The sequence below is a fragment of the Bradyrhizobium sp. AUGA SZCCT0105 genome (assembly GCF_018129565.1).
GTDB lineage: Bacteria > Pseudomonadota > Alphaproteobacteria > Rhizobiales > Xanthobacteraceae > Bradyrhizobium.
In genome coordinates, this window is record NZ_JAFCMK010000002.1 from 1,276,103 (window position 1) to 1,290,583 (window position 14,481).

Annotated in this window: 14 protein-coding genes and 1 riboswitch; of the genes, 11 read left to right on the plus strand and 3 right to left on the minus strand. The window is 62.0% G+C overall.

Annotation, left to right across the window (positions count from 1 at the left end):
• The first annotated feature begins 87 nt into the window (after positions 1 to 87).
• Positions 88 to 1,485 carry a glycerophosphodiester phosphodiesterase family protein gene (locus JQ573_RS15110; RefSeq protein ID WP_312011471.1) on the plus strand — a complete coding sequence of 466 codons (1,398 nt, stop codon included), beginning with the start codon at positions 88 to 90 and terminating at the stop codon, positions 1,483 to 1,485.
• A gap of 90 nt (positions 1,486 to 1,575) precedes the next feature.
• On the opposite strand, the gene JQ573_RS15115 is transcribed toward JQ573_RS15110, so the two are convergent.
• Positions 1,576 to 2,094 carry a PRC-barrel domain-containing protein gene (locus JQ573_RS15115; protein WP_212310601.1) on the minus strand — a complete coding sequence of 173 codons (519 nt, stop codon included), beginning with the start codon at positions 2,092 to 2,094 and terminating at the stop codon, positions 1,576 to 1,578.
• A 379-nt stretch (positions 2,095 to 2,473) separates the two neighbouring features.
• A complete protein-coding gene (locus JQ573_RS15120; protein WP_212310602.1) occupies positions 2,474 to 2,851 on the minus strand; it encodes a PRC-barrel domain-containing protein in 378 nt (125 codons plus the stop codon).
• 287 nt (positions 2,852 to 3,138) lie between these two features.
• On the opposite strand from JQ573_RS15120, the gene JQ573_RS15125 reads away from it, so the two are divergent.
• Complete coding sequence (locus JQ573_RS15125; protein ID WP_021079973.1) at positions 3,139 to 3,876, plus strand: response regulator; 738 nt, start codon at positions 3,139 to 3,141, stop codon at positions 3,874 to 3,876.
• A 2-nt stretch (positions 3,877 to 3,878) separates the two neighbouring features.
• A complete protein-coding gene (locus JQ573_RS15130) occupies positions 3,879 to 5,234 on the plus strand; it encodes an ATP-binding protein (protein ID WP_212310603.1) in 1,356 nt (451 codons plus the stop codon).
• 45 nt (positions 5,235 to 5,279) lie between these two features.
• Here JQ573_RS15130 and JQ573_RS15135 read toward each other — a convergent pair whose 3' ends face one another.
• Positions 5,280 to 5,474, minus strand: a complete 195-nt coding sequence (locus JQ573_RS15135; RefSeq protein WP_212310604.1) for a hypothetical protein — start codon at positions 5,472 to 5,474, stop codon at positions 5,280 to 5,282.
• Between the two features lie 360 nt (positions 5,475 to 5,834).
• Between JQ573_RS15135 and JQ573_RS15140 the strand changes: the two genes are divergently transcribed.
• The 8 genes from JQ573_RS15140 to JQ573_RS15175 all read left to right on the plus strand — a co-directional run bounded on the left by JQ573_RS15140 (position 5,835) and on the right by JQ573_RS15175 (position 14,467).
• Positions 5,835 to 6,362: a lytic transglycosylase domain-containing protein gene (locus JQ573_RS15140; protein WP_212310605.1), complete on the plus strand. Its 528-nt coding sequence runs from the start codon at positions 5,835 to 5,837 to the stop codon at positions 6,360 to 6,362.
• A gap of 198 nt (positions 6,363 to 6,560) precedes the next feature.
• Positions 6,561 to 6,704: riboswitch (TPP riboswitch) on the plus strand.
• Positions 6,692 to 7,705: an FAD-dependent oxidoreductase gene (locus tag JQ573_RS15145; protein WP_212310606.1), complete on the plus strand. Its 1,014-nt coding sequence runs from the start codon at positions 6,692 to 6,694 to the stop codon at positions 7,703 to 7,705. (Overlaps the previous riboswitch by 13 nt.)
• Positions 7,696 to 7,893, plus strand: a complete 198-nt coding sequence (gene thiS, locus JQ573_RS15150; RefSeq protein WP_212310607.1) for a sulfur carrier protein ThiS — start codon at positions 7,696 to 7,698, stop codon at positions 7,891 to 7,893. Before JQ573_RS15145 ends, thiS begins: the two co-directional genes overlap by 10 nt.
• Positions 7,894 to 8,072: 179 nt before the next feature.
• On the plus strand, positions 8,073 to 8,855 hold the full coding sequence (locus tag JQ573_RS15155) for a thiazole synthase (RefSeq protein WP_212310608.1): 783 nt from the start codon (positions 8,073 to 8,075) through the stop codon (positions 8,853 to 8,855).
• Positions 8,842 to 9,468 carry a thiamine phosphate synthase gene (locus tag JQ573_RS15160; protein WP_212310609.1) on the plus strand — a complete coding sequence of 209 codons (627 nt, stop codon included), beginning with the start codon at positions 8,842 to 8,844 and terminating at the stop codon, positions 9,466 to 9,468. The genes JQ573_RS15155 and JQ573_RS15160 overlap by 14 nt, the downstream gene beginning before the upstream one ends.
• Positions 9,469 to 9,607: 139 nt before the next feature.
• Complete coding sequence (thiC, locus tag JQ573_RS15165) at positions 9,608 to 11,506, plus strand: phosphomethylpyrimidine synthase ThiC (RefSeq protein ID WP_212310610.1); 1,899 nt, start codon at positions 9,608 to 9,610, stop codon at positions 11,504 to 11,506.
• Positions 11,507 to 11,568: 62 nt separating this feature from the next.
• Entirely contained in the window at positions 11,569 to 13,362 is a 1,794-nt protein-coding gene (locus JQ573_RS15170) for a HAMP domain-containing sensor histidine kinase (RefSeq protein ID WP_212310611.1), read from the plus strand.
• Positions 13,363 to 13,375: 13 nt separating this feature from the next.
• Positions 13,376 to 14,467, plus strand: coding sequence for an adenylate/guanylate cyclase domain-containing protein (locus JQ573_RS15175; protein ID WP_212310612.1), 1,092 nt, complete (start codon positions 13,376 to 13,378; stop codon positions 14,465 to 14,467).
• Positions 14,468 to 14,481: the final 14 nt, after the last annotated feature.

Sequence of the window (14,481 nt, forward strand, 5' to 3'; positions counted from 1 at the left end):
TGCGACAAGAAGACAACAGCGTCGGTCCTGTTCGGCTCGGCCCTCATGGCATCGCCCCGATGCCGCGCAAAAGATGGAGATTTGGCCGTGAGGCAGATTCGTTCGCGACGGAAGGCGCATGTTGGCGCGATGCTGCTCGGTGCGGCGGCTTTGGCGATCCTGCTGCCGTCGATGGCGTCAGCGCAAACCGGCCCGGCGCCGGCCGGCGCCAAGCCGTTCCTGACCGTCGACGGCAAGCAGCCGCTTGTGATCGGGCATCGCGGCGTGCCGGGCCTGGTGCCCGAGGAGACCGAGGCATCGTATGAGCTGGCCGCCGACCTCGGCACCGACGCGCTCGAAGAGGACCTGCATCTAACCAAGGATTGCGTGCTGGTGGCGCGTCACAATCCGTGGCTCGGCGACAACACCAACGTCGCCGAAGTGGCGAAGACCAATGCGGATGTCGCGAAGCGCAAGCGCACCGCGCCGGGCGTTCCCGTCAAGGTGAAATGGGCGCAAACGCCGACCAGCGGGCCGGCCGAATATCCCACCGACCTCATCGATCCGGCCGATCCCAAATCGGTGCTGAAGGCGCTCATCGTCGATGGCGACGACCACACCAATGATTGGTCGATCACCGATTTCACCATGGACGAGCTGAAGACCTGGATCGCCGGCACCACCTATGATGCCGCCAACGAACGGCCAAAACTGTTCAACGGCAAGTTTCCGATCATCAGTTTCCAGGACATCATCGACATCGCCAAAGCCAAGAGCAAGACGACGGGACGTTCGATCGCGGTCTATCCGGAAACCAAGAATCCGACCTGGAACAATGCCCAGGCGATCGCCAATGGCTGCGGCGCGCCCGGCAGCCACCCGCTCGAGGACGCCCTGATCAAGATCATCAGGGATAACGGCCTCAACACGAAGGACGCTCCGATCATCGTTCAGAGCTTTGAGCCCGGCAGCTTGAAATATATGCGCAGTCACGGACTGGAAACGCGGCAGGTCCAGCTGATCGATGGCAACGGCGTCGACTTCAAGACCGGCAAGGTGCTGCTCAACAACATCGCCAATTCCCGCCCGTACGACTGGACGGTCGCGGGTGACGGCCGCACCTTCGATGCGATGCTGACGCCCGAGGGCCTCGCGGAGATCAAGACCTATGCCGACGGCATCGGTCCGTGGAAGGCCTATATCGTCCCCTACAAGATCTCACCGTGGAAGGACACCAACGCCGACGGCACGCCCTACAAGGGATCGACGGCGGATGCCTCGACGCAGGACGCCACCAGCGTCATTGCCGACGCGCACAAGCTCGGCCTGTTCGTGCATGTCTTCACGTTCCGCAACGAGAAGAAATATCTGGCTGCCGACTATCGCGGCGACCCTGGCCTGGAATATCTGAAGTTCTTCCGTCTCGGCGTGGATGGGGTCTTCACGGACTTCACGCACACCGGCGTCGCCGCCCGCGCGGCCTATCTGCGCGAACTCGGCTGGTGACGCTGGCAACAGACGCGGATTTCATGCGCCTAACGACAAATGCGCCCGGTATCGCCGGGCGCATTCGTCTTTCACACAGGGCGATCCGCGTTACTCGGTTGCGTACTTGAACTCGGGCATCGCCTTCAGCTCGTCCTTGGTCGCGCTGAACACCGCGTGATCCGGATACCAGGGATTCGGCTTCGACGCCGCCGCTGCGGGCGCCGCGCCGGTGGTGGTCGTCGACTTGGTCGTGCTGCCGGTGTTCGACGCGCCGGTATAAGCGACCGGCTCGTTGACGAACTTCACCTTGTCGAGCGGCACTGCGACCAGATGCTCGCCGACGCCAAGGAAGCCGCCGACACCGATGACGACGGCCTTGATGGCACCGCCCTTCTCCATCAGGAGATCATTGATCGAGCCGACACTCTCGTTCTTGTCGTTGTACACGCTGAGGCCGACGACCTTGGACGCGCGCCAGTTGCCTTGATACGAGGTCGATGACGTGGTCGTTGTCGTCGATGCCGCAGGAGACATCTTGTCGCCCTTGTCGGTGGGGGTCTGTGCAATCGCGACGGTTGCAAGCAGGGCGGAGCCGGCCACGCCGGCGATGATGGATTTGACCAACATAGTTGCGCTCTCCTCAGTTCGCAAAATCGATGCTGGGAAAACCCGTGATGTCCGCGACCGTTCCTAACGAGCCTGCGCTCAAAAGCCGCCCCAATGCTTGGGAACGCCATGCCGGGAACGCCATGGAAGCGATGCGGCAAGCCCGAGGGTTGCGCACTTTCCGACACATGGAACGCTGCGGTGCTTGACGAAAGCGATCGTGATCTCTCAAGTAGGCTGCGGTTGAGCCTCACGACTGCGCCGGACGCGCAGTCCCTGATGTGACGATGTTTGGCTCACTAAGTCGTCCCGGCGAACCGCGCTTGCCCAAAATCATCCGCACGCGCATGTCGCAGCGCGCCTCGCGCCACGGACGCTGATTGCGCGTGACTTGCCGCGCTCAGAAGCCGCCCCAATAGGGCGGCACGCCGTAGAAGCGATGCAGCTCGACTTCCTGCGAGCGGTCGCCCCAATCGAAATCCTTGTCGGCACGGAACGACGGCGCGCGCTTCAATTCGTCGTCCTCGATGTCGAGCTCATAAGCCTCGAACTTCGTATTGTAGTGCAGCCGGCCCCACGGCAGCGGAAGCAGATTGGTTCCGATACCGAGGAAACCACCGAAGCTCAGCACCGCGTACGACACCTTGCCCGAGATCTTGTCGATCATCAGCCGCTCGATATGGCCGATCATGTCGCCATTGGCCCGGCGCACCGCCGTGCCCTCGACGCGATCGCTTGCAATGAGCTGATGCGGCCTTGCACTGACCTCGACAGCCATCTCACCCTCCTGGCCTGAAAGAGAAATAACGCGTCGCCGGGGGAACGGGTTCCGGCCCTGGTTATGACAGCCGCCCTTCCCTTTTTCGGGCCGCCAAGGCAGCTCGGGGCCGCGGCGCAGCCTTGGAAAGTTCTATCCGTATTTCAAAGCATTAGGCTTGATGACAGAACGATAACTTTTCTCGACAGCACCGATCTGTAAACTCGTTCTGCCGGGCAAGATTTCAGAAATACACTGAAACAAAATTCCTGAGCCGCTTCCCCCGAATCACGGACAAAAGAGTCGGTATGACCCAGGCTGCGCCCAATATCCTTGTCGTCGAGGACGACCGCGAGACGCGGTCGCTCATCGCAAAATATCTCCGTACCAATTCCTGTCATGTCACGACCGCCTCCGACGGCCGCGAGATGGCCAAGGCCATGACCGACCACCGCGTGGATCTCCTGGTGCTCGACGTCATGCTGCCGGGCGAGGACGGCCTTAGCCTGTGCCGCAAGGTGCGCGCGGAGTCGCAGACGCCGATCATCATGCTGACCGCACGCGGCGAGGACGTCGACCGCATCCTCGGCCTCGAGATGGGCGCCGATGATTACCTGGCCAAGCCGTTCAACCCGCGCGAGTTGCTCGCGCGCATCAACGCGGTGCTGCGCCGGCAGGCCGCCGCGCGCAACGCCAGCGCGATCGAGGGGGCGACCACGCTGACCTTCCTCGGCTGGCGCATCGACATCCGCCTGCGCGAGCTGCGCAACCCCGAAGGGGCGCGCGTCGCCATGACCAGCGCCGAGTTCGACCTGCTGCGCACCTTCTGCGAACGGCCCGGCCGCGTGCTGTCGCGCGACAGCCTGCTCGACCTGACGCAGGGCCGCAGCGCCGGCTCGTTCGAGCGTTCGATCGACGTGCTGGTCAGCCGTATCAGACGCAAGATCGAACCCGATCCGCAGGAAGCCACCATGATCAAGACGGTGCGGTCCGGCGGCTATGTGTTCACTCCCAGGGTGGAGGCGGTTGCCGCCACGAGCAACTGACCATGAAGCTGCTGCGTGTGCTGAGTCTGCGGGGGATCGGCGCCCAGATGGCGGCGCTGGTCGTCGTCTCGATCGTCACGCTGCACCTGATCATCACCGCCACCTTCCTGATCCATCACCCGGACCGGCCGGAGCCGTCCGACCGCTGGCACACCCAGCTCGCCGCCGCCGCGCAACTGCTCGGGCACGCGCCGGCATCGGAGCGGCCGCGGCTCCAGGCCGACGTCATCAGAGCCTTCCCGCAGCTTGCGATCGCTGACTTCACGTCCGATACCAGCGCCCTCACCGAGACCGACCCGCCGAGCCTGCACGCGCTGCGCCGGCTCGGCGCCGGCTATCACGTCTTCTCTCTGCCGCGCGAGGCGGGCAGCACGCCGCATGACGGCGAGATCCGCCGCGTCGCGATCCGCCTGCCTGACGGCACCATGTTCGCCGCGAACCTGATGCCGGACCAGCACATGCGGCCGTTCTGGGGCGGGCCGTGGATGATGACGGTGCTGTTCGCCGTCATCAGCGTCACCCTGCTCGGCCTGTGGGCGGCATGGGCGCTGACGGCGCCGCTGTCGTCCTTCGTCAAGGCCGCGGAGACCTTCAGCCTGAACGGCGCTGCCGCGCCGCTGCCCGAACGCGGCCCCGAGGAGATCCGCTCGCTGGCCAAGGCGCTGAACCGGATGCGCGAGCGGATCACGGCATTGATCGACGACCGCACCAAGATGCTGGCCGCGATCAGCCACGACCTGCGCACGCCGATCACGCGGATGCGGCTGCGCGCCGAATTCATCGAGGACGAGACCCATCGCCACCGCATGCTGCGCGATCTCGACCAGATGCGCTCGATGCTGGAATCGGTGCTGTCGTTCCTGCGCAACGACCGCAAGCTCGAGGAGATGACGCTGGTCGACATCGCGAGCACGCTGCACCTCGTCACCGACCAGTTCGCCGACATGGGACATAAGGTCCGCTACGAGGGTCCGCAGCACGCGATGGCGACCGCGCGGCCAGCCGACCTGCATCGCAGCATCACCAATCTGGTTGATAATGCCGTGCGCTTCGGCGGCGAAGTCGCTGTTCGCCTCGACGTCAAGCCGGATCGCCTCGTCATCGACATCGAGGATGACGGCCCCGGCATTTCGGACGCGCACAAGGCGAGCGTGCTGGAGCCGTTCGTGCGCGGCGACCAGGCGCGCAACATGGACGAGGCTGAAGGCTTTGGCCTTGGCCTGTCGATCGCCAACGCCATCGTGCTCGCGCATGGCGGCACGCTGTCGCTGCACGATCGCAAGCCGCACGGGCTCGTGGTCCGGATCGAACTGCCGGCGCGGCAGCAACAGTTGCAGCCGCGGAAGTCCGCAGCCTGATCAGCCGGGGCTGATCGGCGACGAAGCTGACCGATAACCAAAGCGTCAGGCGGCGAGCGGCGTGAGCTGCGCGGTGTCGTAGATCGCGATGGCCTCGAAGCGGTAATTGCAGACGCGGCAATTCCACAGGAACGACGTGCGCCCCTCGCTGTGCTCCACCCAATCGGGGCGGGCAATCGGCTTGCCGCATTGCGCGCAGGGATTTTCGCGAGGCATGTAGCCGGTGTCCTGCCGGACCATGGCGCATCTCCCGAATGTTGTTTCTTGCGTGCTTTTGAACGGACAGACGTGCTGACACGCGCGCTGTCGCCGATCAGTGTAGACCTTCATCGAGTCGTTTGCACGACAATCCGCTGTGGATAGTGTGCGGCAAAAGGCGGCCGCAAGAATCGGACGCAAAAACAATTTTCGGCTGCGACGTTTGAAGCAAACAATTTGAAGCATCTGTCTTCGCAAGCGCATCGTCCGCTTCAGCCGCACCCAGACGATCACGGACGCGGAACGTTTCGCTGATGCGAAGGTTTTGCCACATTCCTGCCCGCTCGCCGTACCAATGAGACCGCAGAACCGACGCGCGTTTGATCACCCGGGCGACCCGAGATGAAGACCCTTCAGAGCCTTAGCTGCCTTGCCGCCGCGATCGCGGTGCTGGCGTCCTGCGCCAGCGCGCGTGCACAATCGCGGGCGCAATATGAGGCGATCGTGGCGGCCGAGGCCCAGGCCAACCTGGTGCCGGAAGAGCTGGTGCATCGCGTCATCGTCCGCGAGAGCAAGTACCATCCGCAGCTGATCGGGCGCGGCGGCGCCATCGGGATGATGCAGATCAAGCTCGCGACCGCCCGCGGGGTCGGCTACACCGGTACCGCCGAAGGTCTGCGCGACGCCGCGACCAACCTCAAATACGGCGTCAAATACCTCGCGGGCGCCTATCGCGCCGCCAATGGGGATTTCGACCGAGCCGTGCGTTATTTCGCGGGCGGGTACTACTATGTCGCAAAGCGGCAGCGCGGCGGTCACCTCCAGGAGGCGATGCATGGCGGCGCGGGTGTGCCGCCGAAGGAGCTCGCCAAGCAAGAGAAAATGTCGGCCGAGACCGCCGAGCCGAAGCCGGAACAGGCTCCCAAATAGCTGCTTGCGTGTCCCGGACGCGGTGCAACGCGCAAGCGTTGCTCGGCAGAGCCGGGACCTCCGTTTCGAAAGAATACGCCTGGCTCAGCCGCGCACCGCTGTCGCGCTGTACTGCGTCCGGGGCACGCGCGTTCTGCGCACACCGCGGTGCCGCTCCTGGCATACAAGTTGACACATCCGCCCATCAGCCTACATTAGGGGCGTTCCGAGGGGTGCTCCGAAGGAGGAGCTGAGATACCGCAAGCTTGGACTTCGCCATCACGGCGATCAGTTCGGGACCGCGGTGACCCTTTGAACCTGATCCGGGTCATGCCGGCGAAGGGACAGGGATGTATCAGACGTCACAAGCGCGGGGGGATTCCCCCGTCTCCATCATCGGCGCAGGCATAACCGGCGCTTGGCATGCGTTGTTGCTCGCAGAGGCCGGACGTGCCGTCACCCTGCATGAGCGCAGTGACGCTGCGATGACGCAATCCACAAGCCACTGGGCCGGCGGCATGCTGGCGCCGTGGTGCGAGGCGGAGGCCTCCGAACCCGTGATCTCGCGGCTCGGCATTCGCTCGCTCGACCTGTGGCGGCAGCATTTTCCGGAAACGGCGTTCAACGGCTCGCTGGTGGTGGCGCATCCGCGCGACCGCGCCGATTTCGAGCGCTTTGCCCGCCTCACGTCAGGTTATCGCCGGCTCGATGCCGAGGGCGTCCGCGAACTCGAACCGTCGCTCGAGGGCCGCTTTCGTGACGGTCTGTTCTATCCCGACGAGGGCCATGTCGAGCCGCGCCGCGTGCTGCCGCGGCTGCATGCCGCGATCGCCAAGGCCGGCGGCGCCATCAAATTCGGCAGCGACGCCGAGGCTGATGATCTCGACGGCCTGGTGATCGACTGCCGCGGCGTTGCCGCGCGCGACCGCGAGCCGAGCCTGCGCGGCGTCAAGGGCGAGATGATCGTCATCGAGACCGCGGAGGTCGAATTGTTGCGGCCGGTGCGGCTGATCCATCCGCGCTGGCCGCTTTACGTGATCCCGCGCGGCGACGGCCGCTTCATGCTGGGGGCGACCTCGATCGAGGCCGAGGACAACGGCGTCAGTGTGCGCTCGGCGCTGGAATTGCTCGGCGCCGCCTACGTGGTGCATCCGGCCTTCGGCGAGGCGCGCATCGTCGAATTCGGCGCCGGCCTGCGCCCGGCGTTTCCGGACAATCTGCCCAAAATCAGCATCGAGCAGGAACGCATCACGGTGAACGGACTCTACCGCCACGGCTTCCTGCTGGCGCCGGCGCTGGCCGAGCTGACGCTCGCCTATCTCGCGCGCGGCGAAATCGACAATGAGGTGATGCAATGCGCGTGATCGTGAACGGCGAGCAGCGGGAGATCGCGGCTTCCAGCGTCGACGCGCTGCTCGCCGAGCTCGACTACGAGGGCACCCATTTCGCTATCGCAGTGAATTACGACGTGGTGCCGAAGAGCCGCTGGGCCGAGACCCCTCTCAAGGCCGGCGACGAGATCGAGATCATCACGCCGCGGCAGGGAGGGTGATGTGATGGCACTTCATGCAAGCCTTCTCCCCTCGTCGTCCCGGCGAAAGCCGGGACCCATACTCCGCGGCCCTTCCGTGAAGCACGCGGGGAGACGTTCCCTGCGGCAATTGCCGGTCGTGGTTATGGGTCCCGGCCTTCGCCGGGACGACAGATTGATTTGAGGAGACACCACGGATCATGGTCACTTTCTACGGCAAATCCTTCCCCTCCCGCCTGCTGATCGGCACGGCGCTGTATCCGTCGCCCGCGATCATGCAGGGCGCGATCCGCGCTTCGGGCGCCAGCATCGTTACCGTATCACTCCGCCGAGAAGCCGCGGGCGGCAAGACCGGCGATGCGTTCTGGGCGCTGATCCGCGAGCTCGGCGTCACCGTGCTGCCGAACACCGCGGGCTGCCGCAGCGTGCGCGAGGCGGTGACCACCGCAAAGCTGGCGCGCGAATTGTTCGGCACGCCCTGGATCAAGCTCGAGGTGATCGCCGACAACGACACGCTACAGCCCGACGTGGTCGGCCTGGTCGAGGCCGCCACCATCCTGATCAAGGACGGCTTTGAAGTGTTCCCCTATTGCACCGAGGATTTCTCGGTGGCCTCGCGCCTGGTCGAGGCCGGCTGCAAGGTGGTGATGCCGTGGGCCGCGCCAATAGGAAGTGCAAAAGGCATCATCAACCGCGATGCCTTGAGGCTGCTGCGCGACCGCCTGCCCGACATCACGCTGGTGGTCGATGCCGGCTTGGGTGCGCCGTCGCATGCCGCCGAAGCGCTCGAACTCGGCTACGACGCCGTGCTGCTCAACACCGCGGTGGCGAAAGCCGCCGATCCGGTTGCGATGGCCAATGCCTTCCGCCTCGGCGTCGAGGCCGGCCGCACCGCCTATGAAGCCGGGCTGATGGAAGCCCGCGACTTCGCCTCCCCCTCCACCCCTGTCGTTGGGACCCCGTTCTGGCATGCCGTATCCTGATCGCCACGCGTATCCTGATCCGTTCTATCCCGTCGTCGACAGCGTCCAGTGGGTCGAGCGACTGACCAAACTCGGCGTCGGCACCATCCAGCTGCGCGCGAAGGAGCTCGACGATGCCGGGGCGTTGCAGATCGTCAGCGACGCGCTGGCGGTGACCAGGGGCACGGGCACAAAGCTCGTCGTCAACGATTACTGGCGCGCGGCGATCGTTGCCGGCGCCGAGCATCTGCATCTCGGCCAGGAAGACCTCGCCGACGCGGACCTTGCTGAAATCCGCAAGGCAAAGCTCACGCTCGGCGTCTCCACCCATGACGATGCCGAACTCGACGCCGCGCTCGCAGCGAAACCCGATTACGTCGCGCTCGGCCCGATCTTCTTCACGACGCTGAAGTCGATGCGGTTCGCGCCGCAGGGCATACCCAAGATCACCGAGTGGAAGAAGCGCATCGGCGCCATTCCGCTTGTCGCGATCGGCGGCATCAAGTTCGAGCACGCGGCCGAGATCTTCGCCGCGGGCGCCGACTCGATCGCCGTCGTCAGTGACGTCACCCAGAACGCCGACCCCGACGCGCGGGTGCGGCAATGGCTCGGCCTCAGCGCGGAGGCCGCGTGATGCAGACAACTCTCGCCACCGTCATTGCGAGGAGCGCAAGCGACGAAGCAATCCACGCCTCCGCTTGCGGAACTATGGATTGCTTCGCGGCGCTCGCAATGACGGCAACAACTGACACGAATTAAACCGGAGGATCCCCATGAACATCCGCTCCAACCCCGACACCACACTCCCCGCCGTCACCACCGGCTCGCTGCCCTCATCGCGCAAGATCTTTGCAACGCCCGCAGCCGCGCCCGACATCCGCGTGCCGCTGCGCGAGATCATCCTGTCGGAAGGCGCCGGCGAGCCGAACCTGCCGGTCTACGACACCTCCGGCCCCTACACCGATCCGGCCGTGACGATCGACGTCAACAGTGGCCTGCCGCGCAATCGCCTCGCCTGGGTCAAGGAGCGCGGCGGCGTCGAGGAATATCAGGGACGCACCATCAAGCCGGAGGACAACGGCAATGTCGGCGCATCCCACGCTGCCAAGGCGTTCACCGCGCACCACAAGCCGCTGCGCGGCCTCGACGGTCACAAGATCACGCAACTCGAGTTTGCCCGCGCCGGCATCATCACCAAGGAGATGATCTACGTCGCCGAGCGCGAGAATCTCGGCCGCAAGCAGCAGCTCGAGCGCGCGGAAGCCGCGCTTGCCGACGGCGAGAGCTTCGGCGCCGCGGTGCCGGCGTTCATCACGCCGGAATTCGTCCGCAGCGAGATCGCGCGCGGCCGCGCCATCATCCCATCGAACATCAACCACGCCGAGCTCGAGCCGATGATCATCGGCCGCAACTTCCTGACCAAGATCAACGCCAATATCGGCAACTCGGCGGTGACCTCGTCGGTCGAGGAAGAGGTCGACAAGATGGTGTGGGCGATCCGCTGGGGCGCCGACACCGTGATGGATCTCTCGACGGGGCGCAACATCCACACCACCCGCGAATGGATCCTGCGCAACTCGCCGGTGCCGATCGGCACCGTGCCGATCTACCAGGCGCTGGAGAAGTGCGAAGGCGATCCCGTCAAGCTGACCTGGGAGCTCTACAAGGACACCCTGATCGAGCAGTGCGAACAGGGCGTCGACTACTTCACGATCCACGCCGGCGTGCGGCTGTCCTACATCCACCTCACGGCGAACCGCGTCACCGGCATCGTGTCGCGCGGCGGCTCGATCATGGCGAAGTGGTGCCTCGCGCATCACAAGGAGAGCTTCCTCTACACCCATTTCGACGAGATCTGCGACCTCATGCGCAAGTATGACGTCTCGTTCTCGCTCGGCGATGGCCTGCGCCCCGGCTCGATCGCCGACGCGAACGATCGCGCGCAGTTTGCCGAACTGGAGACACTCGGCGAGCTGACAAAAATCGCGTGGGACAAGGGCTGCCAGGTCATGATCGAGGGCCCCGGCCACGTGCCGATGCACAAAATCAAGATCAACATGGACAAGCAGCTCAAGGAATGCGGCGAGGCGCCGTTCTACACCCTCGGACCGCTGACCACCGACATCGCACCGGGCTATGACCACATCACCTCGGGCATTGGCGCCGCGATGATCGGCTGGTTCGGCTGCGCGATGCTCTGCTACGTCACGCCGAAGGAGCATCTGGGTCTCCCCGATCGCAACGACGTCAAGGTCGGCGTCATCACCTACAAGATCGCGGCCCACGCCTCCGATCTCGCCAAGGGCCACCCCGCCGCGCAGCTCCGCGACGATGCGCTCAGCCGCGCCCGGTTCGACTTCCGCTGGCAGGACCAATTCAACCTCGGTCTCGATCCCGAGACCGCGAAGAACTTCCACGACGAGACCCTGCCGAAGGAAGCCCACAAGGTCGCGCATTTCTGCTCGATGTGCGGCCCGAAGTTCTGCTCGATGAAGATCACCCAGGACGTCCGCGACTACGCCGCGACGCTCAACGATCCGACCGGCGTCGGGGCGTCGATCTCAGGCACCATCGAGGACGGCATGGCGACGATGAGCGCCAAGTTCAAGGAGATGGGCGAGAACCTGTATCTCGACGCGGACAAGGTGAAGGAGAGCAATCGGGTGTTGTGAGGGCCTACTTGCCGTTACGTTTCTTTTTCGTCGCCATAGTGCATCACCAGGGAGTCACCTGAATGGCAGAAGCCTCGACGCCTGCCCGGCGGACGCGTCTCACGTGCGCCATAATCGCCCCCCGCGGCGTCGAGTATGAAGATTTGCGGCGGTCAATATTGTCCGCCGCACGGGATAGCAACATCAGAGTCGTAGCGCGTGACGAAGTGCTGCCATTGCAACCCGAAACCACTGCAATGTCTGATCTTCAGCAAGCCGATCTAGTAGTTGCCGTTCTAAGCCAAAGCCAGAGCCAAAATGTCTACTACGAGATTGGCCTAACGCAGGCCATAGGTAAGCCGATCGTCCTCCTAGTCGATGAGGAAGTGCGGCCTCCCGATTTTTTCCTACGCTCTGACCAAACTAAGATTTCGTATGACAAGTCGACGGCAGGCCTTCGCCGACTGCAACTGTCTCTACGAAAGTTTTTTGAAGACGTAGTTCGCAATCCTCGTCGATTTCGGAGCATTTCGCAGCTTGCTGTACGGTCAACACTGCCCGAAATTGACTTTGAAACGCTTCACCCCAGAGACCTAGAAAACCTCTGCTTCGAATTGCTTACACAAATGGGCTATCGACGAGTGGAATGGGGCAAGCATCTCGATGAAATAGATGTTGTTGCTAGTCTACCTAAGAAAGATCCAGACGGGTTCGAATATAGCGAACTATGGCTCATTTCAATGGGCCTGCGGACTGCATCCGAAAAGCTTCTTACCATGGCACTTCATGATCCTGATTTCTTGCTAACGCGCTTACGTCGTCAAGGGCTCCGGGACATTGAAGCAACTCAAGATACTCCTGTTACTCTCCTTTTTATTTTTGTTAGAGGCGACTCGTCCGCGGAAATTCTGGAGGACCAGTTCCGCCGATTAGAACGCCGTCAAGCCGACAGCCGGACAGCACGTGCCTTACGTGTTCGAGTGTGGGATAGGCGCCAACTCGTGAGCTTAATCCGGCAGCATCCGCAGATCGCGTTCAAATACTTCGGCGAAGAGCAGCGCAATCGCTCTCCTTCCCGAAAGTCTTACGAGGAGCTGTATCTCGAATATTCCGCGCTGGCAGAGCAGTACGCGAGAACCATCGCCACCCTGGAAAATGAAAAAGGACGTCGCGTTAAGGCTGAACGCGATGCAGTCTGGAAAGACGTCGCCTTCACCGCAGCCCACAAACTCGGAAATCCAGTATTTGCCCTTGAAACAAATTTGCTTGGGCTCAAAAGGAAAATCAAGGATCAAGCTTCGGGGGCCAAAGAAATCACGGATGAGATGAATATCTCAATCGAGAAAGCAAAGACGATAATCGAACAATTCAAATCTCTGACAAAAGCAAATAACATCTCGAAGCGGTCAATCGATCTCCTTCCTATTATCGAGACAGCAGCCCAAGTCGCAACCGCAAATGGCGTCAAGGTCGACATCGCCTCCGAAATAAAAAACCGATCGATCGAGGCCGATCCAGTTCGGATGGCCGAGTGTTTTGACGAACTCTTCGCGAACGCACTTCATTGGTTGCAGAAGCCTGACAAACAGATCCGAATCCGCTTAGAGTTATCGCAGAAAGATGATCTTCCCGTGACCTTGGATGTCACAAAGAAGTACGTACGCATCCGTTTTGAAGACAACGGAGAGGGCATTCCGACCGAAAAGAAGGATGAGATTTTCGCGCCATTTTACAGTACTTACCCGCATGGTACAGGATTGGGCTTGGCGCTTGTCCAACGGCTGATCGAGGCACACGGCGGCGCTATCCGCGAGGTCGGCGCCACCGGTCAAGGGGCTAACTTCGAAATCTTTTTGCCGCAAGCGGCCGGCAAGTAGGGAAGCAAACCACATGCCTAGCATCCTCATAGTCGATGATGAGCCGCAAAACCTAAATGCCCTGAAGAGGGAAGTAGGTGATAGGAATCCAGATTGGATCATTCTCACGGCGGCCAATGAGCATGAAGCCACGGAAGTCCTAGGAGGCAATTCGATCGATGTGGTCATCACTGATTTAGTGATGGCCACGGATCAAAGCGGAATGGAGGTGCTTCGCAACGCGAAGGCGCGCGATCCCTTCGTAATGGTGATCCTGATCACTGCATTCGAGAAGCATCTTGATCGCTACAAAGCCTTCGAGCTCGGAGCATTCGATTGCGTGCAGAAGAATACACCGGGAGTTATTGCGGCTGAAGAAATCATCGTGAAGACGCAGGCCGCATTGCGTTTTCGTCAGCTAACGGCTCGGCAAATCGCCGACGAGAAGCGGCTGACATTCATGAAAAGGTATTTCGATCCTCGCGTTTTTGGCGTACTCGAACAGAATCCTGAACTACTTGAGCTTCGCAGGGACACTGTAACAATCTGCTTCTGGGACGTGAGAGGCTTCTCCAAGCTTTGCGACAGTCTAAAGGGGCATCCCGCGCTTATTGCAGATTTTCTTAAAGAGTATTTTGAAGCAGCGGCAAACGTGATTTTTGACCGGCACGGTGTACTCGATAAATATATCGGTGATGGCGTGATGGGCCTATTCGGCGCCTTACAGCATCGGGAAGACAAAGGACGAGAGGATGCAATAAACGCCGTAGAAGCAGCCCTTGATTTTCGGCAGCGCTTTGATGTCTTGTGCAAGAAGTGGACGGCTGAATGGACCCTATATACGGCTGAAAAGATCGACATCGGCCTCGGATGCGGCATACACACTGGCGATGTATTGGTCGGAAATGTAGGTCCTGTATCGCGAGATCAATACACCGCACTGGGCCCCGACGTAAACTTAGCTGCCAGAATTGAATCGAGATCTACAAAAGGGCAGATTTTGATCTCTGCCTCAACACAAGCACGAATCAAAGAGCACTTCGAAACCGTTGATGCCGGAACGATCGAAGATATTAAGAACATTCCCGGCAAATTTCCTCTCTTCTCGGTTTCTGGGAAAAAATAGCATCGGCCCGCTTC